The 23,936-nt window shown below is 72.6% G+C and carries 21 protein-coding genes; 10 read left to right on the top strand and 11 right to left on the bottom strand.

The features are described 5' to 3' along the window. Positions 1 to 22: 22 nt before the first annotated feature. Positions 23 to 1,345 (bottom strand): gephyrin-like molybdotransferase Glp, encoded by a 1,323-nt coding sequence (glp, locus tag OG899_RS15640; RefSeq protein WP_168131742.1) that lies wholly within the window; start codon positions 1,343 to 1,345, stop codon positions 23 to 25. Between the two features lie 4 nt (positions 1,346 to 1,349). Next, a complete protein-coding gene (gene galU, locus OG899_RS15635) occupies positions 1,350 to 2,252 on the bottom strand; it encodes a UTP--glucose-1-phosphate uridylyltransferase GalU (protein ID WP_125497890.1) in 903 nt (300 codons plus the stop codon). 174 nt (positions 2,253 to 2,426) lie between these two features. Between galU and OG899_RS15630 the strand changes: the two genes are divergently transcribed. Beyond that, positions 2,427 to 3,050, top strand: coding sequence for a 5-formyltetrahydrofolate cyclo-ligase (locus OG899_RS15630; protein WP_125497889.1), 624 nt, complete (start codon positions 2,427 to 2,429; stop codon positions 3,048 to 3,050). Between the two features lie 130 nt (positions 3,051 to 3,180). Here OG899_RS15630 and OG899_RS15625 read toward each other — a convergent pair whose 3' ends face one another. Continuing rightward, positions 3,181 to 6,027 carry a penicillin acylase family protein gene (locus tag OG899_RS15625; protein ID WP_406311063.1) on the bottom strand — a complete coding sequence of 949 codons (2,847 nt, stop codon included), beginning with the start codon at positions 6,025 to 6,027 and terminating at the stop codon, positions 3,181 to 3,183. Positions 6,028 to 6,442: 415 nt separating this feature from the next. Here OG899_RS15625 and OG899_RS15620 point away from each other — a divergent pair, with 415 nt between their 5' ends. From OG899_RS15620 to mscL, 6 genes are all read left to right on the top strand, one after another. Further along, entirely contained in the window at positions 6,443 to 7,951 is a 1,509-nt protein-coding gene (locus OG899_RS15620; RefSeq protein ID WP_125497929.1) for a potassium/proton antiporter, read from the top strand. A gap of 419 nt (positions 7,952 to 8,370) precedes the next feature. Beyond that, a complete protein-coding gene (locus OG899_RS15615) occupies positions 8,371 to 9,669 on the top strand; it encodes an MFS transporter (protein ID WP_125497887.1) in 1,299 nt (432 codons plus the stop codon). A gap of 67 nt (positions 9,670 to 9,736) precedes the next feature. Continuing rightward, positions 9,737 to 9,991, top strand: a complete 255-nt coding sequence (locus OG899_RS15610) for an FmdB family zinc ribbon protein (protein WP_125497886.1) — start codon at positions 9,737 to 9,739, stop codon at positions 9,989 to 9,991. A gap of 306 nt (positions 9,992 to 10,297) precedes the next feature. Beyond that, the gene (locus OG899_RS15605; RefSeq protein ID WP_125497885.1) at positions 10,298 to 11,131 is read left to right on the top strand and encodes an S-methyl-5'-thioadenosine phosphorylase; all 834 of its coding nucleotides are present in this window, start codon (positions 10,298 to 10,300) and stop codon (positions 11,129 to 11,131) included. Between the two features lie 319 nt (positions 11,132 to 11,450). Next, the gene (locus OG899_RS15600; RefSeq protein ID WP_168131743.1) at positions 11,451 to 12,263 is read left to right on the top strand and encodes an RcpC/CpaB family pilus assembly protein; all 813 of its coding nucleotides are present in this window, start codon (positions 11,451 to 11,453) and stop codon (positions 12,261 to 12,263) included. Between the two features lie 57 nt (positions 12,264 to 12,320). Continuing rightward, positions 12,321 to 12,794: a large conductance mechanosensitive channel protein MscL gene (gene mscL, locus OG899_RS15595; RefSeq protein ID WP_125497884.1), complete on the top strand. Its 474-nt coding sequence runs from the start codon at positions 12,321 to 12,323 to the stop codon at positions 12,792 to 12,794. Positions 12,795 to 12,825: 31 nt separating this feature from the next. Here the strand turns inward: mscL and OG899_RS15590 are convergent, their stop codons facing one another. From OG899_RS15590 to OG899_RS15580, 3 genes are all read right to left on the bottom strand, one after another. After that, positions 12,826 to 12,996, bottom strand: coding sequence for a hypothetical protein (locus tag OG899_RS15590; protein WP_125497883.1), 171 nt, complete (start codon positions 12,994 to 12,996; stop codon positions 12,826 to 12,828). A gap of 166 nt (positions 12,997 to 13,162) precedes the next feature. Further along, positions 13,163 to 13,384 (bottom strand): hypothetical protein, encoded by a 222-nt coding sequence (locus tag OG899_RS15585; RefSeq protein ID WP_125497882.1) that lies wholly within the window; start codon positions 13,382 to 13,384, stop codon positions 13,163 to 13,165. 651 nt (positions 13,385 to 14,035) lie between these two features. Beyond that, on the bottom strand, positions 14,036 to 14,812 hold the full coding sequence (locus tag OG899_RS15580; protein WP_373296709.1) for a hypothetical protein: 777 nt from the start codon (positions 14,810 to 14,812) through the stop codon (positions 14,036 to 14,038). A gap of 512 nt (positions 14,813 to 15,324) precedes the next feature. Here OG899_RS15580 and OG899_RS15575 point away from each other — a divergent pair. The 3 genes from OG899_RS15575 (at position 15,325) to OG899_RS15565 (ending at position 18,854) form a co-directional block, all read left to right on the top strand. Continuing rightward, complete coding sequence (locus OG899_RS15575) at positions 15,325 to 16,353, top strand: P1 family peptidase (RefSeq protein ID WP_125497880.1); 1,029 nt, start codon at positions 15,325 to 15,327, stop codon at positions 16,351 to 16,353. A 338-nt stretch (positions 16,354 to 16,691) separates the two neighbouring features. Continuing rightward, positions 16,692 to 17,900, top strand: coding sequence for an Ig-like domain-containing protein (locus OG899_RS15570; RefSeq protein WP_356849140.1), 1,209 nt, complete (start codon positions 16,692 to 16,694; stop codon positions 17,898 to 17,900). A gap of 210 nt (positions 17,901 to 18,110) precedes the next feature. Beyond that, on the top strand, positions 18,111 to 18,854 hold the full coding sequence (locus OG899_RS15565; protein ID WP_125497878.1) for a DUF6227 family protein: 744 nt from the start codon (positions 18,111 to 18,113) through the stop codon (positions 18,852 to 18,854). A 78-nt stretch (positions 18,855 to 18,932) separates the two neighbouring features. Here the strand turns inward: OG899_RS15565 and OG899_RS15560 are convergent, their stop codons facing one another. The 5 genes from OG899_RS15560 to OG899_RS15540 form a co-directional block, all read right to left on the bottom strand. Continuing rightward, the gene (locus OG899_RS15560; protein ID WP_125497877.1) at positions 18,933 to 19,190 is read right to left on the bottom strand and encodes a hypothetical protein; all 258 of its coding nucleotides are present in this window, start codon (positions 19,188 to 19,190) and stop codon (positions 18,933 to 18,935) included. A gap of 110 nt (positions 19,191 to 19,300) precedes the next feature. Next, the gene (locus tag OG899_RS15555; protein WP_260604089.1) at positions 19,301 to 19,435 is read right to left on the bottom strand and encodes a hypothetical protein; all 135 of its coding nucleotides are present in this window, start codon (positions 19,433 to 19,435) and stop codon (positions 19,301 to 19,303) included. Positions 19,436 to 19,556: 121 nt separating this feature from the next. Further along, a complete protein-coding gene (locus OG899_RS15550) occupies positions 19,557 to 21,758 on the bottom strand; it encodes a fructose-specific PTS transporter subunit EIIC (protein ID WP_406311062.1) in 2,202 nt (733 codons plus the stop codon). A 97-nt stretch (positions 21,759 to 21,855) separates the two neighbouring features. Then, positions 21,856 to 22,803 carry a 1-phosphofructokinase gene (gene pfkB / locus OG899_RS15545; RefSeq protein WP_189427787.1) on the bottom strand — a complete coding sequence of 316 codons (948 nt, stop codon included), beginning with the start codon at positions 22,801 to 22,803 and terminating at the stop codon, positions 21,856 to 21,858. Next, entirely contained in the window at positions 22,800 to 23,561 is a 762-nt protein-coding gene (locus tag OG899_RS15540; protein ID WP_125500831.1) for a DeoR/GlpR family DNA-binding transcription regulator, read from the bottom strand. The genes pfkB and OG899_RS15540 overlap by 4 nt, the downstream gene beginning before the upstream one ends. Positions 23,562 to 23,936: the final 375 nt, after the last annotated feature.

The following is a 23,936-nucleotide window of genomic DNA, read 5'->3' as shown; positions in this document are numbered from 1 at the left end:
CGGTATCGCGCGCCCCGGCGGCTCAGCCGAGCAGGATCACCTCGACCTCGTCGCCGGGTGCCACGGACTCGGTGTCCTCGGGGACGACGATGAGCGCGTTCGCCCGAGCGAGGGCGGCGATCAGGTGGGAGCCGCTGCCGCCGACCGGCCGCACGGTGCCGTCGGCGTGACTGCCGCGCAGGAACTGACGGCGGCCCTTGGGCGAACTCAGCGGCTCGTCGGCGGTCAACCGGGCCCGGACGGTGGGCCGGTGCACGTCCTGAAGGCCCATCAGGGTGCGGATGGCCGGGCGGACGAACAGCTCGAAGGAGACATAGGACGACACCGGGTTGCCGGGCAGGGCCAGCAGCGGGGTGTGGTCGGGGCCGATCGTGCCGAAGCCCTGCGGTTTGCCGGGCTGCATGGCCAGCCTGCGGAACTCCACGCCGCCGCCGGGCTCGTCCGCGTCACCGGCGTGCGCCAGCGCCTCTTTGACCACGTCGTACGCGCCGACGCTCACCCCGCCGCTGGTGACCAGCAGGTCGGCGCGCACCAGCTGGTCCTCGACGACGGAGCGCAGCGTGTCGGCGTCGTCGGCGACGGCACCGACCCGGTAGGCGAGGGCGCCGGCGTCCCGGGCGGCCGCGGCGAGCGCGAAGCTGTTGGCGTCGTAGATCCGGCCGGTGCCCAGGTCCTCACCGGGCTGGACGAGTTCGCTGCCGGTGGAGAGCACCACCACGCGGGGACGGGGACGGACCCTGACCGTGCCCCGGCCGATCGCGGCGAGCAGGGCGATCTGCGGCGGGCCGAGGACCGTGCCCGCCTCGAGCGCCAGCGACCCGGCCTTGACGTCGCTGCCCTTGTCGCGCACATGGGCGCGGGCCGGTGCCTGGCGGTACACCCGCACCTGGCCGGTGGCGCCCTGCGGCGCCAGGCTGCGGGCGCGCATGCCCTGCACCGGTCCCTGGCCGAGGCCGCCGTCGGTCCACTCCACGGGCACGACGGTCTCGGCGCCGGGCGGCAGCGGGGCGCCGGTCATGATGCGCGCGGCCTGCCCCGGGCCCACCCGGACCGGGTCGGCCGTGCCGGCCGCCACGTCCCCGACGACGTCCAGCACGGCCGGGAAGTCCTCGCTCGCGCCGGCCACGTCCGTGACCCGGACCGCGTACCCGTCCATGGAGCTGTTGTCGAACGGCGGCAGGGAGACGGGCACCATGACGTCCTCGACCAGCACGCAGCCCTGGGCGTCGAGCAGCGGCAGCTCGATGGGGTCCAGGGGGCGGACGGTGCTGAGGACGTCCTGAAGGTGCTCCTCCACCGACCACAGGCGGTCGGCGGCGGCGCTGTCGTGACCGGCACTGCTCAAGGCGTCACATCTCCTCGGCTACGAAACGGCGGAGCCAGGCCGCAAAGTCCGGGCCCAGGTCCTCACGTTCGCACGCGAGCCGGACGATGGCACGCAGATAGTCGCCGCGGTCGCCGGTGTCGTAGCGGCGGCCCTTGAAGACGACGCCGTGCACCGGGCCGCCGATCGTGACGTCCTGGGCGAGCTGCTGCAGGGCGTCGGTGAGCTGGATCTCGCCGCCGCGGCCGGGGGCGGTGGTGCGCAGCACGTCGAAGACGCGCGGGTCGAGGACGTACCGGCCGATGATCGCGTAGTTGGACGGCGCCTCCGCCGGGTCCGGCTTCTCCACCAGGCCGGTCACCTGGACCGTGTCGCTGTCCTCGGTGGTCTCCACGGCCGCGCAGCCGTAGAGGTGGATCTGCTCGGGGGCGACCTCCATGAGGGCGACCACGCTGCCGCCGCGGGTCTGCTGGACCTCGATCATGCGCTGCAGCAGCGGATCGCGCGGGTCGATCAGGTCGTCGCCGAGCAGCACGGCGAACGGTTCCTGCCCGACGTGCGGCGCGGCGCAGAGCACCGCGTGGCCCAGGCCCTTGGGGTCGCCCTGGCGGACGTAGTGGATCGACGCCAGGTCGCTCGACTCCTGCACCTTGGCCAGCCGCTCGGTGTCGCCCTTCTGCTCCAGGGCGGACTCGAGCTCGTAGTTGCGGTCGAAGTGGTCCTCCAGGGGCCGTTTGTTGCGGCCGGTCACCATGAGGACGTCGTCGAGGCCGGCGGCGACGGCCTCCTCCACCACGTACTGGATCGCCGGCTTGTCCACGACCGGCAGCATCTCCTTGGGGGTGGCCTTGGTGGCCGGCAGGAACCGGGTGCCGAGGCCTGCTGCGGGGATCACGGCCTTGCTGATCCTGGGGCGCGACTGACTCATGCCGGTCACCTTATCGGCTTGATCTGTCGGCGGACGGTGACCAGGGGGACTCGGTGGGTGGGTGGCCGGCCGGGCCCGGGACCGGCGGCGACGTCCCGCGCGGCTACCATCGGCGCCCCGGTGGTCCGAACGTCGGGCGCGCGGAGGCGGCGCGGGAAAGGCACGGTGGTGGCCGTGAGCGAGACCGGACAGGCGGCACGGTCCGCCAAGCGAGAGCTGCGCCGCGGCCTGCTCGCCGCACGCGAGGCGCTCGGCGCGGACGAGCTGCGTGAGGCGGAGCGGGCGCTGGCCCGGCAGGCGCTCGCGCTGCCCGAACTGGCGCAGGCGCGCACGGTCGCGGCGTACGTCTCCGTGGGCGCCGAACCGGGCACCCTGGCGCTGCTCGACGCGCTGCGCGCGCGGGGCGTGCGGGTCCTGCTGCCCGCCCTGCTGCCCGACAACGACCTGGACTGGGGCGTCTACGCCGGCCGGGACTCGCTCGCCCGGGTCCGGCACGGCGGGCGGATGGCGCTGCTGGAGCCCGCAGGACCGCATCTGGGGCCGCAGGCGGTGACGGAGGCGGACGTGGTGCTGCTGCCCGGCGTCGCCGTCGACACGCGCGGCATGCGGCTGGGGCGCGGCGGCGGCTCCTACGACCGGGTGCTGGCCCGGCTGGAGACGGCCGGGGTCCGTCCGGCGCTGGTCGTGCTGCTGTACGACGGCGAGGTCGTGGCGCGGGTGCCGGACCAGCCGCACGACCGGCCGGTGCAGGCGGTGGTGACGCCGAGCGGGGTGCGCCGCTTCACCGGGCAGGGCTGAGCCCGCGGACGCACCCGGCCGGCCCTGCGTACCGCCCGGCACCGGGCACGGGATACGACGAGGGGCTCTCCACCCACGGGTGGAGAGCCCCTCGTCCTCGCATCCGGTGCCGTCCGGGCCGGTCAGTGCCTCACGGCTTGAGCACCAGGGTGTCGTGCGTGCTCTGGTCCACCGCCTTCGACGAGTACGACCAGGGCAGCAGCTCGCCCTTGGCCCACAGGTCGGTCTGGTCGGTGTAGTGGGCGCTGTAGGCGTGCCCGGAGGCGCCGGTGAGGTTGATCCACTTGGACTTGTCGAGGTCGGCGAGGTTGACCACCATCCGCATGGACGGCACGTTCACCACGTCGTAGCCGCCGGCGGCGTTCCAGCCGGTGGCGTCGACCGCCGCCTCGCCGCCGCCGAGCTTCCACGGACCCCGGTTGAGGATGTACTGCAGGAAGCCGGGTCCCTCGGTGCCCAGGGTCTGGTTCTTCAGGAACAGGCGGTGCAGCCGGCCCCAGTTCCAGGTGTCGATGTCCTTGCCGAGCTTGGCGGTCAGCTCCCAGCGGGCGTCGATCATGGCGCGCTTGAACAGCTGGTCGCGGTTGTCGGCCTTGGGACGGGTGCCGGAGGCCGGGGCCTTCCACCAGTCGCTGTTCGGCTTCTCGACCAGGTTGCGCACGACCTCGAACCAGCGGTCGCCGCCGTCGGGCTGCGCCTGGTCGGGGGCGCGCTCACCGCACTCACGGACCTTGGAGGTGTCGTCCACCGGGCCGGTCTTGTCGGCCGGCTCCACCCACAGGCACTCACCCTCGACCCGCAGCTCCTTGGGGAGCTTGTCGCCGAAGGCCAGCTTGAGGATGTTGCGCCAGACCGCGTTGAAGTAGGCGGCCGCCGCCGAGTCGGGGTCCTGGGTGTAGTCCCAGCCCTCCAGCAGCTTCTGCGCCTGGCGGACGTCCGTGTCGTCGATGTCGATCTTCAGCAGCATGGGCACGAGCAGCTTGGCGATCTCGCTGCTGTTGTCCATCTGCATCTGACGCATGTCGTCGGTGGAGATCTTGCCGCCACCGTCGATCTTGGACTGGATCAGATCGGTGATCCGCTGGCTGCGGGTGCCGTAGCCCCAGTCCGTGGTGAGCGTGTACGGGTACGTGTCCGGGGCGACGACGGCCTGGTTGGCGGTGACGATGTAGCCGCGCTTCGGGTTGTACTCGTACGGCAGCTCGTCCTGCTCGATGTAGCCGGTCCAGTCGTACTTCGAGTCCCAGCCCGGCGCCGGGATCGAGCCGTCGTCGCCCTCGGCGCGGATCGGGATCCGGCCGGGCAGCGTGTAGCCGATGTTGTTCTTGGTGTCCGCGTAGATCAGGTTCTGCGAGGGCACGTCGAACAGCGCGGCCGCCTCACGGAACTCGCTGAAGTCCGTCGCCCGGTCGATGGCGAAGACGGCGTCCATGGTGGTGCCCGGCTCCAGCGCGGTCCACTTCAGGGCCACGGCGTAGCCGTCGCCGCGGTCGGGGGCCACGGTGTCCACGGTCGCCTTCTTGCCGACCTGGACCAGTTCGTCGTCCCGGTCCGACAGCAGCGGCATGCCGTCCTGCGTCTCCCGGACGACGATGCGCTTGGACGCGCCGCCGGCGACCTTGATGGTCTCCTCGCGGGTGCGGAACGGCAGCGTCTTGCCGTCGCGCAGGTAGCCGTCGCCGCTGATCTTCTCCAGGTACAGGTCGGTGACGTCGACACCGGAGTTGGTCAGGCCCCAGGCGATGGCCTGGTTGTGGCCGATGACCACGCCGGGCATGCCGGCGAAGGTGTAGCCGGTGACGTCGAAGGGGCACTTGGCCGAGACGGTGCGGCAGTGCAGGCCCATCTGGTACCACACGCCCGGCAGCGAGGGCGACAGGTGCGGGTCGTTCGCCAGCAGCGGCCTGCCGGTGATGGTGTACTTCCCGGCGACGACCCACGAGTTGGAGCCGATGCCGCTGCCGTTGATGCCGACGGCGGTGGGCAGGTCCTGCATCACGGTGCGCAGGCCGAGCAGCTGGCTCTGCAGGCCGGAGCCGGCGGAGCCCGTGGTGCCGCCGGCCGGGACGCCGCCGGTGATGCCCGTGCCGGCCGTGCCCATGCCGGTGCCGGTCGTGCCGCCTCCGGCGCCGCCGAGGCCGGTCCCGGAGGACAGGCCCGTGCCGGAGCCGGAGGACGAGTCGCTTCCGCCCGCCTCGAAGGCCTGGGCCAGCGCGTCGTACTGGCCCTCCGTCACGATCGGCTTGTTACGGCTGTACGGGTAGTCCGGGTACAGGTCCTTGATCTGCTGGGGGCCCAGGCGGCTGGTCATCAGGGCGCGGTCGATCTCGTCGCGCATGTTGCCGCGCAGGTCCCAGGCCATGGCCTTCAGCCAGGCCACCGAGTCGACCGGGGTCCACGGCTGGGGCGTGTAGTGGCTGGTGAAGCCCAGCGCCGCGTACTCCAGGGAGATGTCCTCGGCCTTCTTGTCCTTGAGGTAGGCGTTGACTCCCCGGGTGTAGGCCTGGAGGTACTTCTTGGTCGAGTCCGACAGCTTCTTGTCGTACTCCTGCTGGGCGATCCGGTGCCAGCCCAGGGTGCGCAGGAAGGCGTCGTTGTCGACCTGGCTCTTGCCGAACATCTCCGACAGACGCCCGGCGGTCATGTGCCGGCGCACGTCCATCTCGTAGAACCGGTCCTGGGCCTGGACGAAGCCCTGGGCCATGAACAGGTCCTCGGGACTGTCGGCGTAGATCTGCGGGACGCCGTAGCCGTCCCGCTTCACGTCGACCGGCCCCGACAGGCCCGGAACGGTGATCGTGCCCTCGGTCTGCGGGAAGGAGGCTCGCACGGTGCTGACCGACCAGTAGGAGCCGTAGGCGATGCCTCCGATGACGGCCAGCACCAGCACGAGCACGATGAGTCGGGCTTTTCGCCCCTTCTTCCTGCCGGACTTGCCGGGCTTGTCACCCGTTGAGGCGGTGGTGTTGGGGGGCATCGCTGTCCTTGCTGTCCTAACGCGAGCGGCAGGCGGTACTGGAGTGCTGGAGCAACGATAGGCGCAGGACGCCGTCCCGCTTGACGCGGAGTCGGATCCAGGGGCGGACGGGCGCCGCGACGCAGGGTGCGGAGCGTCACGATTGGGTCAAGAGTTAGGTAAGGTAATGAAGTAATTTGGAAGGGTGGAAGCCGGAACTTCCGCCCCGAACGGACACCGGGCGCGCGGACATCCCGGACACTCGCCCTATCGGACGACTCGACCGGACGACTCGACCCGCCAGGCGGCTCCGATCCATCGGACACGTCTCAGACCATCAGATACATCTCCATCCACCAGACACACGGAGAAACAGGGTTATCGCACACAACCGGCTTATCGCACACACGGGGAGACCTCGGGGAAGGACCCGCCACTGACTGTTCAGCACCTCAACCAGCTCCTGCTCGCCTGCTCCCTCACCCTGCTCCTCGCCGTGGCGGCGGTGCGGGTCTCCTCGCGCAGCGGGCTGCCCAGCCTGCTCGTCTACATGGGGATCGGCATCCTCCTGGGCGCGGACGGCTTGGGTCACATCCGCTTCGACAGCGCCGAACTCACCCAGCTCATCGGCTATGCGGCCCTCGTGGTGATCCTCGCCGAGGGCGGTCTGGGCACCAAGTGGAAACAGGTCCGGCCGGTCCTTCCCTCCGCCGCCGTGCTGGCGACGCTCGGGGTCGCGGTGAGCGTCGGCGTCACCGCGGTCGGCGCCCACTATCTCGTCGGCCTGGGCTGGCGCCAGGCCCTCATCGTCGGAGCGGTGGTGTCCTCCACGGACGCGGCCGCCGTCTTCTCGGTGCTGCGCCGGGTCCCCCTGCCCGCGCGGGTGACGGGCACGCTGGAGGCGGAGTCCGGGTTCAACGACGCCCCGGTGGTCATCCTGGTCGTCGCCTTCTCCTCCACCGGCCCGGTGGAGCACTGGTACGTCCTGATCGGTGAGATAGCCCTGGAACTGGCCATCGGCGCGGCCGTCGGCCTCGCGGTGGGCTGGCTCGGATCCTGGGGCCTGAAACGCGTCGCCCTGCCGGCCTCCGGTCTGTACCCCATCGCCGTGATGGCCATCGCGGTGACCGCCTACGCCGCCGGAGCCCTCGCCCACGGCAGCGGCTTCCTGGCCGTCTATCTGGCCTCGGTGCTGCTCGGCAACGCCAAGCTGCCGCACTGGCCGGCCATCCGGAGCTTCGCCGAGGGGGTCGGCTGGATCGCGCAGATCGGCATGTTCATCCTCCTGGGCCTGCTGGTCACCCCGCACGACCTGGTCGACGACGTGCTGCCGGCCGTCGTCATCGGCCTGGCGCTGACCATGGTCGCGCGCCCGCTGAGCGTGCTGGTCAGCCTGCTGCCCTTCCGGGTGCCGTGGCGGGAGCAGACCCTGATGTCCTGGGCCGGCCTGCGCGGCGCCGTGCCCATCATCCTGGCGACGATCCCCATGGTGAACGGCGTCGACGCCAGCGGCCGGATCTTCAACATCGTCTTCGTGCTGGTCGTGGTCTACACCCTCGTCCAGGGCCCCACCCTGCCCTGGCTGGCCCGCCGGCTCCGCCTCGGCGAGGAGCAGCCGGCCTCCGACCTGGGCATCGAGTCCGCGCCGCTGGAGCGGCTGCGCGGGCATCTGCTGTCCGTGGCCATCCCGGAGGGGTCACGGATGCACGGTGTGGAGGTCAACGAGCTGCGGCTGCCCGCCGGGTCCGCGGTCACCCTCGTCGTGCGCGACGGAAAATCGTTCGTTCCGCTGCCCAGCACCGTTCTGCGGCGCGGCGACGAGCTGCTGGTGGTGGCCACCGACCCGGTCCGCGAGGCGGCGGAACGCCGACTGCGGGCCGTCGGCCGCGGCGGCAAGCTGGCGGGCTGGCTGCACACCGACGCCGACGGCGTCGAGGGGGTCTGAGGCCGACGGCGTCAGGGGCCCGAGGAGGACCGCGTCGAGAGACCCGAGGGGGACCGCGTCGAGAGACCCGAGGAGGACCGCGTCGAGAGACCCGAGGGGGACGGCATCCGGATGTGGCCCGGGCCGATGATCGCGAGGCCCCAGCGGGCCGCCGACACCTCTGGCCAAGGGTCTGGGAACGCAGGCGGGGGGCGGGCACCGTGAACGTTTTCACAGGTGTACGCTCCCGCCTCCTCGGTAATATGAAGGCGCACCTTGATCGAACCAACTCTGCCTGACGCAGAGCTGGCGCGACCGTATGGCGGCCGGGTCGCCCCCCGCAGTGGGCGCCGGTATCTACCGCAGTTAGCGCAAAGAGGACAGCTCTCGGCGCGCCCGCACGCGGGGCCGCGCTACCAGGCGGCAGAAAGGCACGGGCCGTGGGATCCACGGTCACCAGCACCGGACCTGCGAAGAAGACGACGGCTTCCGCCCGCCCGGGGTACGGGCAGCTGCTGCGCACCCGCGGCGCCTGGACGTTCCTGCTGCCGGGCTTCGCGGCACGTCAGCCGTTCGCGATGCTCACGCTCTCCATCGTGCTGCTCGTGCAGCACACCACCGGTTCCTACGGCGCGGCCGGCGCCACCGCGGCCGTCACCGGCATATCCATGGCCCTGTTCGCACCGTTCGGCGGACGCCTGGCCGACCGTTACGGGCAACGCGCCGTCCTGCTCCCCGGCGTCCTGGTCCACGCCCTGGCCGCCTCGGGACTGACCGCGCTCGCCCTGGCCCACGCCCCCCTGTGGGCCCTGTTCGTCGCGGCCGTGCCGACCGGCGCCTCGGTACCGCAGATCGGTCCCATGGTCCGCGCCCGCTGGGGCGTCGTCCTGAACGACTCGCCGCTGATGGCCACGGCGGCGGCCTTCGAGTCCGTCACCGACGAGCTGACCTTCGTCCTCGGACCGCTGCTGGCCACCGCCCTGTGCACCTCCGTCGCCCCGGCCGCGGGCCTGGTCACGGAGGCCGCGCTGACCCTGCTCGGCGGGCTGCTGTTCGCCGCGCAGAAGCGCACCCAGCCGCCGGTCACCGCCTCCCACGGGCCCGCCCGCGCCGCACACGGCTCCGCCCTGCGGGTGCCCGGCGTGCGGGTGCTGGTCGTGGGCTTCCTCGGCATCGGCTCGGTCTTCGGCGGCATGCAGGTGTCGCTGTCCGCGTTCACCGAGTCCATCGGCCGCCCCGGCCTGAACGGCGCGCTGTACGGCACGTTCGCCGCGGGCAACATGCTCTCCGGGCTGGTCTGCGGTGCCATCGCCTGGAAGGTGGCCCCGCAGCGCCGGCTGCTCGTCGGCTACACCGCCCTCGCGGTGGCCGCCTCCTCGCTGTGGACGGCGCACACGGTGCCCCTGCTGGCCGCGCTGGGCCTGCTGCTCGGCATGTGCATCGCCCCGGCCCTGGTCACCGGCTACACGCTGGTCGAGCGGCTGGTCCCGGCCGAGGCCCGCACCGAGGCGTTCACCTGGATGACCGGCGCGGTCGCCTTCGGCCAGGCCGCCGCGGTCACGGTGGCCGGACAGCTGGAGGACCGCCTCGGGGACGGCTCCGGTTTCTACGTCCCGATGGCCGGCACGGTGCTCGCCCTGATCACTCTGCTGGCGCAGCGTTCCCGGCTCGTGCCTCCGCCTTCCGGCCGCACCGTCGCGCGTGGCGTCGGTCACCGCTCCTCTGTCGCAGTGGACTGAGGCCACGGAATACGTCACTATGGTGCATCGTTAGCACTCATCGAGTGAGAGTGCCAGGAGGAAGACAGTGCCCACCTATCAGTACCAGTGCACCGAGTGCGGCGAGGGCCTCGAGGCGGTGCAGAAGTTCACCGACGACGCGCTCACCGAGTGCCCCAGCTGCAATGGCCGGCTGAAGAAGGTCTTCTCCGCCGTGGGCATCGTCTTCAAGGGATCCGGCTTCTACCGCAACGACAGCCGCAGCACCTCGTCGAGCAGCGACCCGGCCAAGTCCAAGAGCTCCTCCGGCTCGGAGTCGTCCGCGGCCAGCTCCGCCGCCTGATCCCCGGCCTCAAGCTGTCAGCCTTCCCGGGACCCCGCTGTCGTGCGACGGTGGGGTCCTCCGGCTTTGGCAGGGGGGCGTGCGCGGGCGGGGTCTCGTAAGGCGTCGGCCTCGTCGGGCATCGCTCTCATCGGCCTCGTCGGGCATCCCACTCGTCGGCCTCGTCGGGCATCCCACTCGTCGGCCTCGTCGGGCATCGGACTCGGCACCGGTCCCGTCTCGTCCCGCTGTTTCGTCATGGACCGGTAAGGCACCGGCGGCCCTCCGACCCGGGCCGAAGCCCGCGCAAGGCCCTACTGTGCTCCCATGGCGAACGCAGACATCGGGGTCATCGGCGGATCCGGCTTCTACTCCTTCCTGGACGACGTGACCGAGGTCCGGGTGGACACGCCGTACGGGGCGCCCAGCGACTCCCTCTTCCTCGGTGAGGTCGGCGGCCGGCGCGTGGCCTTCCTGCCCCGGCACGGCCGCGACCACCACCTTCCGCCGCACCGCATCAACTACCGCGCCAATCTGTGGGCGCTGCGCTCGGTCGGGGTGCGCCAGGTCCTCGGGCCGTGCGCCGTGGGCGGGCTGCAGCCGCAGTACGGGCCGGGCACGCTGCTGATCCCCGACCAGTACGTGGACCGCACCAAGTCCCGGAAGCAGACCTACTTCGACGGCGTGGCGCTGCCCGACGGCACCGTGCCGAACGTGGTGCACGTCTCGCTCGCCGACCCCTACTGCCCGACCGGCCGGGCGGCGGCGCTGAAGGCGGCGCGCGGGCGGGGCTGGGACGCGGTCGACGGCGGCACCCTCGTGGTGGTGGAAGGGCCGCGCTTCTCGACCCGCGCCGAGTCGCTGTGGCACCGGGCGCAGGGCTGGTCGGTCGTGGGCATGACCGGTCACCCGGAGGCGGCACTCGCCCGGGAGCTGGAGCTCTGCTACACCTCGCTGACCCTGGTCACCGACCTCGACGCGGGCGCGGAGACCGGCGACGGTGTCTCGCACGAGGAGGTGCTCCAGGTGTTCGCCGCCAATGTGGAGCGGCTGCGCGGCGTGCTCTTCGACGTGGTGGCCGCCCTGCCCGCCACCGAGGACCGCGCCTGCCTGTGCACCAAGGCCCTCGGCGGCATGGACCCGGGCATCGTGCTGCCGTGACGGCACCGTCTCCGGTGCTTGCGGCGGTGGGCGGAGCCGACGCAGGGGGACGTGAGGCCGTGAGGCCTTGAGGCCTTGAGGCCTTGCGTCAGCGGGCGGCGGGAGAAGCGGAGCTCGTGGCACAGGCGGCAGGACCTGCGGAAGTCCACGTTCCGGTGACGGAGTTGTCCACAACCTGTGCGTAGGACACAGGCTCCAACGGCCGTGGGCGCGATGCCTCATCGTGGCTGCACGAACCCCGTCCACACCGACGCAGCCACAGGTGGTGCCGCCCATGTCCATGCCGCTGTCCGCATCGCTGTCCGCATCGTCCACGCCGATGTCCACGCCACCCGCGTACCTGCCCCCGCACACCCCGCCCCTGTCCGCCCCTCCCACCGTCTCCCCCGCCGTCTCCCCCTCTGCCCCCTCATCCGCGTCCGTCCCTCCCGTCTCCGTCCCGCCTCCCGGTGCCGACTGCCCGCCCACCCGCGAGGTGCCCCACTTCCCGCCGGTGCGCGTGCGCGGCGCACGGTACGGGCTGTATCGGCTCGTGCGGCACCGCGGACGCCTCCTGGCGGCCGGGCTGGCGGTCACCGCCGCCACGCTGATCGCGGCCGCACCGGTGAGCACCCCGGATCCGCCGCACGGCACCCCGGCCCGCGGGCAGCCGGAGCAGACGGCCGCCGCACCGTCCGACGGCACCGCCGGGCAGGGTGACCAGGACGCCCACGACGGCCGCGTCCGCCTGACCGGCGGGGACGGTCACCGCACCGGCACCGGGGACGCCGCCGGTCCGACGGCCACCGTGCCCGTCCGCCTCGCCGACGCGGCCGTTGCCCGGCTGCTGCGGCCGGGCGACCGGGTGGACGTCGTCGCCGTGGACGACTCGGACGACCTGGCACAGGTCGGCACGGCGCACGTGGTCGCACGCGGGGCGCAGGTCAGCCGAGTTCCGGGGAACGAGCCCGATCTCGTCCGGGACACGGACGCCGGCTCGCCGCGCACCCCCGCCCCCTCCGTTCCGGCGGACGCGGTCGGTGACGGGGGCAACGGGGACGGTGCGCTGGTCTGTCTGGACGTCCCGCGGGACGGAGCGGCCGATCTGGCCCGGGCGGGCGCGACGGCCCGATTGGCGGTGGTCCTGTGGTGAGCCGTAGGTTGCCGAGCTGTTTGTTCCACAACCTGCTTGTCCGAGGAGTGGCGCCCCATGAGCGCGAAGAAGGACCCGTCGATCTGGCAGGGCTTCAAGGCCTTCCTGATGCGGGGGAACGTCGTCGACCTGGCCGTCGCGGTCGTGGTCGGTGCGGCCTTCACCAACATCGTCGACGCGGTGGTGAAGGGCATGATCAACCCGGTCGTCGGCGCGATCGGCACCCAGAACCTCGACCACTACAGCTCGTGCCTGAGCGTCTCCTGCGAGGGCGACAAGGGCATCCAGATCATGTGGGGCTCGGTCCTCGGCGCCACCCTGCAGTTCCTGATCACATCGGCGGTGGTCTACTTCCTCATGGTGCTGCCCATGGCCAAGGTCCTGGCCCGGCAGGAGGCCCGCAAGAAGGCCAAGGAGGCGGCGCAGAGCGAGGCGCAGGAGGTCGTCGAGGAGACCGAGCTGCAGCTGCTCAAGGAGATCCGCGACGAGCTGGTCGCCCAGCGCCGCGACGCGGAGTACGAGCGGCGCTAGACCCGGTTCTCGCGGACGTGGTCGGCCGGCGTCACAGGTGGTGGGGCGGCTTCTCGTCGAGGAAGCGCTTGAGGTCGGCCGCCGCGTCCCCGTCCGGGCGCTCGCCCCAGCCCCGGTCGGTGTCGTCGCTGGACTGCTGGTCCAGCGGGTCGTCGAAGATCAGCGCGTTCTTCGGGTCGGGCGACGGAGAGGCGGTGCTCATGCCTCCAGGGTACGGTCACCGGCGGATGCGGCCGTCCCGGGAGACATGCCTCCGGACCCCGGACCTCGCTGCCGGGCACTCCCGGGGCGACGGGACCGGCCGGCCTGGCGGCGACCCTCCCGAGCCGTCCGCCTGCGCGCTCCCCACGCCTCGGTCATGTGCTCGGTCACGTGCTCCGGCCGCTCGGGCTGCTCTGGTCGTGCGGGTGACGGCGGATCGTTCGCGCCGCCTCGAACCGTTCCCACGCCTTGCCGGCGCGCTTGGCCGCTTCCAGCGCCCGTGCCGCTTCCTCGCACGTCCGGCATCCGGCGGCCGGCCGTGCCTCGTACAGCCAGCTGTCCAGCGGGAGCACGACGACGGGGCCGGGATGACGCACAGGCTCGGTCACCGGACGACCTCCCGACACGGAACAGCGTCGGCGGCCCTGTGGGGGTGCTCGCCGATCTGCCGGTCGCACGCTGCCACGGCGTCCGAGGCCTGGACCTTCCGGACGATTCCCCCGGATCCCGCCCGAGCCTCGCTCGTCGTACGGCCTTCGACGGCCACCGTCTCCCACGCCGTTCCCCTGGCCTGGTTCGCGGTCATGCTGTCCCTCCGCTGCACCGAATGGGGCATCGATCTTCCTCCCGGTGCGGCGAGGAAGCCAGGGACGAAACGTCCCACTTCGACGCGATCGGACCGTGACGCCCGGAAAGTCTGCGAGTCCTCGCAGCCCGGGCGGACGGCAGGACAGTGCCCGGAGATCACTCACGATGGACACGGCGAGCGTGTGACGCCGGCCGGGCCGCCCGGACAGAGCCTCCTGACTCGGGCTCGCGAGTCGGCGCAGCCGAGCCGGCCGTCCGCCGAGGCGCGCACTCCCCATGACGACACGCCACCCGGCGGCCCCGCTCACGCCTTCCTGCCACGACCGCACATCGGCGCGCGCCGCCCTCCGCGCAGCTTCGCGATGACGGACCGCACCTCGAGGGCCGGGACCGCCGCGGATTCCTCGGGCGGCACGACGCCGAGCATCCGCACCGTGCCCGACGGTGACGGATCAGTCCAGGTCCATGCGGTCCGGATTCTGCCAATCGGTCCGCCTGAGGACTTGCTTGACGTTCTTGCTGGAGTCGAGGACCTCGACGCGGTCGATGTACTCCGGGCGGATCCCCTTCCAGAAGATCACCTCTTGCTGCTCGACGAACGAGGTCGTCCCCAGCGTCGCCACGAGGTCGATCCCGCCCGGTGCGTTGATCACGTAGCGGAAGGCGTCGCCGTTGGACTGCTTCGCCCACTCCGGGATGTAGTCGCCGGGCGAACGGCTGGTGCTCACGAACGCCGTGCCGTTCTCCCCGCTGTGCAGGATCTTCTGATAGAGCCTGAGGCTGCGGGGAAGCTTGTCGCTCCGGGGGGCGAACCCCTCCGCGAAGATCACATCCGGGCCGCGGGTGTCGTAACGGTAGAGCGGTTCGTTGTCCGTGCGGTACTTCACCGGCGGCAGTGCACGGCCCTTCGCGTCCTGGCGCATGGGTTTCACCAGACCGGGCAGTGCTCCCAGACGGCTCTGGCCGAAGCCGACCGCGGGCTGCGGAGTCTCGGACGTCTCGCGCCGGTACCGGTTCGCCTTGCTGTCGAAACTGGCCTGGTCCTCCTCATACGCGTCGGACTCATAGTCGAGGCCCACGTACTCGGCGTCGGAGTACTCGTCCTGCGCGTCCATGGCGTCGAAGTCCGCGGGAGCGCGCTGCACCGCCCGCAGCCCGGTGTCCTGGTGGCCGCAATGCGCACTGTGCTGATGCTGCTCCGCCCCCGGATGGCCGGCCCGGCGGAGCATCTGCACGACCGCGGCGTTGCCCGCTGCGCGCTGCAGGGCGTGCAGGCCCCAGGGATCACCACCACCGGACCGGGCCCTGGACGGTACGCGGGCCGGAGCCCGGCCCCCGCCGACGGCAGGCTGACGAATGTTCTCTTGGGAGTGCATGAGGGCCTTCGAAGGTCGTGTCGAGTGGCGGACTTCCTGCGTACACGGCCTGCCGCGGGATGACCAGGTACCCGAGGGCAGTACCGGACGGCTGAAGGTGCACAGTTCGCGGCGGCCGGCGGCCGCACCTCCCACCGTCGGCGCGGCCCGCACCTCCCACCGCTGCCACGACCTGCACCTCCCACCGCCGCCTCGGCCTGCACCTCCCACCGCCGCCACGACCTGCTCCTCCCCTCCCCGTCCCCCGGCGTCGCACACGCCCCGGCCCTCGTGCGGACCGGACGCCCCGTACCACCGCGCCACGCCGGGAGCAGGAACGCGCTCCTTCGTTCCCCGTGGCCGCGCCCCCGGGCAGACTCGGCCGCATGACAGTGGACGCTCTGACGGATGTCGCCGGTCTGCGGGTGGGGCACGCCACGCGCCGGGGCGACGGCTGGCTCACCGGGACGACGGTCGTGCTGGCGCCGCCGGGCGGCGCGGTCGCCGCGGTGGACGTGCGCGGCGGCGGGCCCGGCACCAAGGAGACCGACGCCCTCGATCCGCGCAACCTGGTGCGGACGGTGGAGGCGGTCGTCCTCACCGGGGGCAGCGCCTACGGGCTGGACGCCGCGTCGGGGGTGATGGCGTGGCTGGAGGAACAGGGGCGCGGGATACGCGTCGGTCCCCGTCCCGGCGAGGTGGTCCCGGTCGTGCCCGCCGCCTGCGTCTTCGACCTGGGCCGCGGCGGTGACTTCCGGGCCCGGCCGGACGCGGCGACGGGGCGTCAGGCGGTGGAGGCGGCCGCCGCGAGCGAGCCGGGCGGGCGCGTCGCGCAGGGATGCGTGGGTGCGGGGACCGGGGCGGTCGTCGGCTCCGTCAAGGGCGGGGTGGGCACCGCGAGCACCGTGCTCGACTCGGGCGTCACCGTGGCGGCGCTGGTGGTGGCCAACGCGGCCGGCTCGGCGCTGGACCCGGAGACGGGTGTGCTGTACGGGGAGTTGTTCCAGGGCCGGGTGGAGCGTCCCGCCCCGCGGGTGCACCAGGCCGCGCGCCGCCGTCTCGCCGAGGTGGCCGCACGGCAGACCACTCCGCCGCTGAACACCACGCTCGCCGTGGTCGCCACCGACGCGGCCCTGTCGAAGGCGCAGGCCCAGAAGCTGGCGGGCACCGCGCACGACGGCATCGCACGAGCCGTGCGTCCGGTGCATCTGCTCAACGACGGCGACACCGTCTTCGCCCTGGCCACCGGCGCACGCCCGCTGGACGGGGAGCAGCCCCTGGCGCTGAACGACGTCCTCGCGGCGGGCGCGGACACGGTCACCCGCGCGATCGTCAACGCGGTCCGTGCCGCCGAGTCGGTGGACGGGCCGGGCGGCGTCTGGCCGGCGTACGAGGAGCTGTACGGGCCCAGGTGACGGTACGGGCCCCCAGTGACGGTGGGATCCCGCTGACGGCGGGACCCCGCCGTCGGTACGGCGGTGAGTCCCGTGGACGCGGCCGGGCCGCTCCAGGCGGCGTCCGCCGCGCACCGCGGGTTTCCCGTCCGGGCGGCCGGCCGGAAGGCGGCTGCGCGGAGCATCCCCGTGGCGAGCCCTGCGGACCGGCGAACCGACGGGGCGTCACATCGGGATTGTCGCAGTTTCGTCACGCGTGCCCTTCGTGGCGGCTTCCGGCGGAACCGTGGGGGGACCGGCCGCCTCTTCACCTACGCAGTGCAGCCGATCATGACCTCACACCGAATCTGGAGCAGCCCGTGACACGGTCCGACATAACAGCGCGGCGCCTCCTGGGGGCCTGTGCCGCCCTGGTGGTCGGCACCCTCACCCTGACCGGTTGCGGCGGCGACGCCACGGCCGACGAAGGGGGCAAGGACACCGCCAAGACCTCCGAAGCCCGTATCACCATCTCGGCCGAGGACGGTTCGACCGGCGCGTCCATCAACACCACCGGCGTGAAGGTCAGCGGCGGCAAGCTGACCGAGGTGACGATGACCGAGGCGGACTCCGGCGAGACCGTGCCCGGCACCCTGTCGGCGGACGGCACGACGTGGAAGCCGAAGGAGCAGCTGGAGCGCGGCACCAAGTACCGGATCTCGGCGCAGGCGAAGGACGCCGAGGGCCGGCCCGCAGCCGCCAACTCCATCTTCACCACCGTCACCACGGACCACAGCTACATCGGCACCTACACGCCGGACAACGGCACGACGGTCGGCGTCGGCATGCCCGTGTCGTTCACGTTCGACAAGGCCATCACCGACAAGAAGGCCGTGCAGTCGCACATCTCGGTCACCTCCAGCAGCGGCCAGCAGGTGGTGGGGCACTGGTTCAACGCGCAGCGCCTCGACTTCCGCCCGCAGGAGTACTGGAAGGCCGGCTCCAAGGTCACGGTGAAGATCGACCTGGACGGCGTGGAGGGCGCCCCCGGCATCTTCGGCGTGCAGAAGAAGACGGTGACCTTCACCGTGGGCCGTTCGCAGGTCTCCACGGTCGACGCGAACACCCAGACCATGACGGTCGTGCGGGACGGGAAGACCGTCAGGACCATCCCGGTCTCCACGGGCAGCCCCCAGCACACCACCTACAACGGCCAGATGGTGATCTCGGAGAAGTTCGCGCAGACCCGCATGAACAGCCAGACGGTCGGTCTCGGCGGCGAGTACGACATCCCGGACGTGCCGCACGCGATGCGCCTGACCACCTCCGGCACCTTCATCCACGGCAACTACTGGTACAACAAGGGCAATCCGCCCTTCGGCCGCGAGGGCACCAGCCACGGCTGCGTCGGCATGCGCGACGTGCAGGGCACCCAGGGCGACACCCCCGCCAAGTGGTTCTACGACCACTCCCTCATCGGCGACGTCGTGATCGTCAAGAACTCCCCCGACAAGACGGTCACCCCGGACAACGGACTCAACGGCTGGAACATGCCGTGGAGCGAGTGGACCGCGGGCAGCGCCGTCTGAGGCGCGCACCACAGATCGCGCAAGTCCCCCTCGAAACACTGTGAACAAGCCGCTGAGCAGCGGATTTCAGCCGTTCCGGGCCGCGCGGGAATTCCTCGCGCGGCCCGTCCGTTTCTCCGCATCATGTTTCCCCGGTTCCCGGACATGAGGCGGGGCCGAGGACTACGGTATGCACCCATCAGGTGACATGCAGCAACGCCAGGAGATGCCTTGAGCGTTCCGTACGAGACGGCGCAGGAGCCGGAACGGTCGCCCGAGTCCCCCGAGGACCATCTCACGCGGCTTCTGGGCCGCGCGCTGAACTCCTTCGAGCTGCCCGACGAGACGATACGGCGTCTGGAGTGCGCCCTGGCCTACGACGGCTCGCTGCACTCCGCGCTGCACAGTGCGGGGCTGCGCCGCGAGACCTACCGCCACACCTGGTTGCTGGCCGACGGGTCCGCACTCACCCTCTGGGAACTCGTGCACACCACCGTGCCCGGCGCGGAGCCGCAGCACGAGGTGTACGTCGACGAGGAGGAACTGCGCACCGCCACCGAGCGGCTGCCGCTCCCGCCCGACACCCCTGCGCTGGACCTCGCGGCGCTGACACAGCTGTCCGTCGTGCCCAGGATGCGGCCCGCCTACATCAGGGAGAACTCCGCCGACCACGCGCGCCGGCTGCTGCGGCGGGCGGAGAACGCCGACCGGCCCGGCGCCGAGATCTCGGCCCTGCTGGCGGCGGCGGCCGGACACCGGATCACGCAGGCGTTCGGCCGCCCCTCCCGCACGTCCCGGCCCGGGCTGCGCTTCTCGCTCTACGCGCACGCGTTCCTGCTGGACGGCGGCAGGGAGCTGACCCTGTGGGAGGTGGAGCACACCGCGACCCCCGACGGCCGGCACATGTGCGAGGTCTACGAGACGGAGGACGCCGCCCGGAACGCCATGGAGCGCAGGGCGGCGCAGGTGCCGTGAGCGGTGCCGGGGCCGTGCGGGAGGACGGCCCCGGCCGACGGGACGGCGGGCCGGGCCGGTGCCGCCGTCCCCGCGAGGTCAGTACCCCTCGCCGAGCTGCCGCGCCAGGCCCGCGAAGGCGGCCCGCTCGGCCGGGGTGAGGTCCACGTACTCGCGGTGCGGTCCGGCCCGGCGCTGGGCCGGCAGGACGGGTCGGACGATGCCTCCGGGATGCCTGTGGCGTATCTCGAGACGGAGACCGAACCGGTAACCGGCCAGTCCGACCGCACAGAAGAGGACCAGCGCGGCGGGCAGCACCACACCGAACAACAGCAGGAGCGAGACATGCGCAGGCATGTCTCCAGTGAACACCACGATTCGGGACGACAACCCAGGATCGTGACGTACATCGCAGGTGACGTGAACTACTCACAGCACCGCAAAGGGACAGCCCGGCGTGCCGTCCGTCACACCGTCGCCGCGTCGCCGCCGGGCACCGTCACCGCGGCACCGCGGTGCGCCGCCATCGCGCCACCGCCGTACACCGTCACCACGTCCCCGCCGTGGGCCGCCTCCGCGCCACCGCCGTACACCGTCACCACGTCCCCGCCGTGTGCCGCCTCCGCAGCACCGCCGTGAGCGGTCTCCGCACCACCGCCGTGAGCGGTCTCCGCACCACCGCCGTGAGCGGTCTCCGCACCACCGCCGTGGGCCGCCTTCGCGTCACACCGTCACCGGCTGCGCGACGTCGGCGGAGTCCTCCTGACCGATGGTCGCCCCGGAGGCGCCTGCCGTGGCGTCCGGTGCGGGCCTGCGCAGTGTCTTCAGCACGATCACCAGGGCCGTGGTCGTGACGACACCTGCGGCGATGGCGACCAGGTACAGCAGCGGGTTGCCGATCAGCGGGACCACGAAGATGCCGCCGTGCGGGGCGCGCAGCGTGGCGCCGAAGGCCATCGACAGAGCGCCGGTGACCGCGCCACCGGCCATCGCCGAGGGGATGACGCGCAACGGATCGGCCGCGGCGAACGGAATGGCGCCCTCGGTGATGAAGGACAGGCCCAGCACCCAGGCGGCCTTGCCGTTCTCGCGTTCGGTGCGGTTGAACAGCCGCCCGCGCACGGTCGTGGCCAGGGCCATCGCCAGCGGCGGCACCATGCCCGCCGCCATCACCGCGCCCATGATCTTCATCGCGCTTCCGGACGGGTCGGACACGGCGATGCCCGCGGTGGCGAAGGTGTAGGCGACCTTGTTGACCGGCCCGCCGAGGTCGAAGCACATCATCAGGCCGAGCAGGGCGCCCAGCAGGACGGCGTTGGTGCCGGTGAGGTCGCTCAGCCAGTCGGTCATCGCCCGCTGCGCGGTGGCGATGGGCTTGCCGATGACGACGAACATCAGGAAGCCGGTCACCGCGGAGGAGAGCAGCGGGATCACCACCACCGGCATGATGCCGCGCATCACCGCAGGGATGCGCACCCGCTGAACGGCCATCACCACGCCGCCGGAGATGAGGCCGGCCGCGAGGCCGCCGAGGAAACCGGCGTCGACGGTGAGCGCGACCGAGCCGCCGACGAACCCGGGCACGAGGCCGGGGCGGTCGGCCATGCCGTAGGCGATGTAACCGGCCAGGACGGGGACGAGGAAGGCGAAGGCGACCTGACCGATCTGGAACAGCAGCGCCGCCCAGCTGCCGGCCTGCGTCCACACGAAGTGGTCCACGACCGAGGGCGCCTTGTCGATCCGGTAGCCGCCGATCGCGAAACCGAGCGCGATCAGCAGGCCGCCCGCCGCGACGAAGGGAACCATGTAGCTGACGCCGGACATGAGCCAGGTGCGCAGCTTGGTGCCGTAGCCGTCGCCGCGTTCCCCGCTCCGCTCCACCGGAGTGCCGGCCCCAGCCCCGCCGGCTCCCGCAGCGTGTGCGGCGGCCGGAGTGGTCTCGCCGCGTGCCGCCTTGCGCCGTACCTCGTCGATGAGTTCGCCGGGCCGGTTGATGCCCGCGGCGACCCGGACGTCGACGGTGGGTTTCCCGGCGAAGCGGTCCTTGTCCCGCACGGGGACGTCGTGCGCGAAGATCACCCCGTCCGCGGCCGCGATCACGGCCGGGTCGAGCCGGGTGAAGCCGGCCGATCCCTGGGTCTCGACCACCACCTCGACGCCCGCCGCCCGTCCGGCGTTCTCCAGCGCCTCGGCCGCCATGTAGGTGTGCGCGATGCCGGTGGGGCAGGAGGTGACGGCGACGATCCGGAACACGGGCGGCCCGGCGGCCTCGCCCCCGGAGCCCGCGCGCTCGTCCGAGGTCCCGTCCGAGGGCCGGCCGTCGGCGGCCGTGCTCGCAGGCGAGCCGACAGCCTCCACCGCGCCGCCGGCGCCCTCCGTGCCTTCCTTGCCTGCCTTGTCTTCCTTGCCTGCCTTGCCTTCCGTACCTTCCGTATCGTCCGTACTTTCCGCGCCCTCCGTGCTGTCCGCGGCGGGCTCCGGCGCCCGGTCGCCGCGGATGAGGGCCGCCGCGGCCGCCGGGTGGCGCACCGAGCGCAGCGCGGCGGTGAAGTCGGCGTCCATCAGCCGCCGGGCCAGTGCGGACAGAATCGTCAGGTGGGCGTCGTCGGCGCCGGCCGGGGCGGCGATCAGGAACACCAGGTCGGCGGGGCCGTCCGGGGCGCCGAAGTCGATCCCGGCGGCGCTGCGTCCGAAGGCGAGCGTCGGCTCGGTGACATGGGTGCTGCGGCAGTGCGGGATGCCGATGCCACCGTCCAGACCGGTCGGCGCCTGTGCCTCACGGGCGGCCACGTCCGCGAGGAATCCGTCCAGGTCCGTCACCCGGCCCAGCGCCGCCATCCGTCCGGCGAGCGAGCGGGCCGCTGCTTGCTTGCTGTCGGCGGACAGGTCGAGGTCGACCAGGTCCGCGGTGATCATCTCGCTCATCGCGGGCTCCTTCGCACGCGTGTCGTCCGGTGAGGCCGGGCGGGGGTGGGGCGGGGGCGGAGACAAGGGGCGGGACGGGGCGGCCGACCGCCGGTGGTCATGCCGCGGGCTGTGTCAGGGGGCGGTCCATGGGCACCTCGGCGGTCACCGTGACCGCCGCCGGATCCAGGTCGCCGGGGGACGGCATCACGCTGCCGGGCAACTGGACGGCGGCGGCACCGTGGGCGACGGCCGAGGCGAGCGCCTCGGGACCGGTGCCGCCGGCGATCAGGAAACCGGCCAGCGAGGCGTCCCCCGCGCCGACGTCGCTGCGGACGGCTCGCACGGGTGCGCTGCCGTGCCAGGCGCCCGCATCGTCCACCAGCAGCTGGCCGTCGGCGCCCAGGCTCGCCAGGACGGCACGGGCGCCGAGCCCGCGCAGTTCCTCGGCGGCCTTCACTGCGTCGCCCACGGTCGCCAGGGGGCGGCCCACGGCCTCGGCGAGTTCCTCGGCGTTCGGCTTGACCACGTCCGGGCCCTCGCGCAGGGCGGCGCGCAGGGCGGGTCCGGAGGTGTCCAGGGCGATCCGTGCGCCCGCCGCGTGCGCCCGTGCGACCAGGTCGGCGTACCAGGTGGGGGCGAGTCCACGGGGCAGGCTGCCGCAGCAGGCGATCCAGTCCGCCCCGCGCGAGCACCGCCGCACGGTCTCCAGCAGCGCCTCCTGCTCCTGCCCGGACAGCTCCGGGCCCGGTGCGTTGATCTTCGTCAGGACGCCGTCGGACTCGGCGAGCGCGATGTTGGAACGGGTGGCCCCGGCGACGGGCACCGGGGCGACCTCGATGCCCTGGGCATGCAGCAGGTCGGCGACGAGCGCGCCGGGCGCGCCGCCCAGGGGCAGTACGGCGACCGTGCGCCGTCCGGCGGCCGCGACGGCCCGGGAGACGTTGACGCCCTTGCCGCCCGGGTCCACCCGCTCGGCGACCGCCCGGATCACCTCTCCGCGGTCCAGGGCGGGCACCTCGTAGGTGCGGTCCAGCGACGGGTTCGGGGTGACGGTGACGATCATGCGCGCACCACCTGGGTGCCGGCGCGCTCGACGGCCGCGGCGTCCTCGGGGCTCAGCCCGCTGTCGGTGACGAGCACGTGCACGTCGCTCAGTGCGCCGAAGCGGGCGAAGTGCTCCTGGCCGTGCTTGGAGGAGTCGGCGAGCAGCACCACCCGGCGAGCGGCGGCGACGGCCGCGCGTTTGACGGCGGCCTCGGCGAGGTCGGGGGTGGTCAGCCCGTGCTCGGCGGAGAAACCGTTGGCCGCGACGAACGCGACGTCGGCACGGATCTCGCCGTAGGCGCGCAGCGCCCAGGCGTCCACGGCCGCCCGGGTCCGGTGCCGCACCCGCCCGCCGACGAGGTGGAGCTGCAGGCCGGGGTGGTCGGCCAGGCGGGCCGCGATGGGCAGGGAGTGCGTGACGACGGTGAGGCCGGCGTCCAGCGGCAGGGCGGCGGCCAGGCGGGCCACGGTACTGCCGGCGTCCAGGATCACCGTGCCGTCGGCGGGCAGCTCGGCCAGGGCCGCCTTGGCGATGCGGTCCTTCTCGTCGGCCGCGGTCGCCTCCCGCTCGCTGAGGTCCGGCTCGAAGTCCAGCCGGCCGACCGGGATGGCACCGCCGTGCACCCGGCGCAGCAGCCCGGCCCGGTCCAGGGTCTTCAGGTCGCGGCGGATGGTCTCCGCCGTCACCTGGAACACCTCGGCCAGCGAGACGACATCCACCCGGCCGCTCTCCCGGGCCAGCCGCAGGATCTCCTGCTGCCGCTCCGGCGCATACATGTCCGTTTACCTCCGACCGTATGCCCGAACGTGTGGTTTCCCGGGAGGCTACGACGGGAGAGCGGAGAAGTAAACAGGTTCGGGCATGATCCGGGCGCGGCCCGGCCCGGTCATGAGCATCGCGGCCGCGCGACAAGGGGCCGACGCCGGCACACACCGGACGCCCCGCACCGAAGGAGGCATGCGCACGGAGCCACACGCCAGGAGCCACACGCCAGGAGCCACACGGGCGCCCGCGACGAAGGGACACGGAAGGGAAACGAAGGGAGCCGGGACCGGCGCCCGGGGGGGAAGGCGCCAGACCCGGCTCGGGAAGGGTCCCGGCGCCGGGGGAGAGCGTCGGGACCTGGTGCGTGGGCCGGCCGTGCAGGGGGG

The sequence above is a fragment of the Streptomyces thermoviolaceus genome (assembly GCF_045209695.1).
Taxonomy (GTDB): domain Bacteria; phylum Actinomycetota; class Actinomycetes; order Streptomycetales; family Streptomycetaceae; genus Streptomyces; species Streptomyces thermoviolaceus.
The sequence above is the reverse complement of the archived record's forward strand: the minus strand, read 5'-3'. Positions and strand labels throughout refer to the sequence as shown.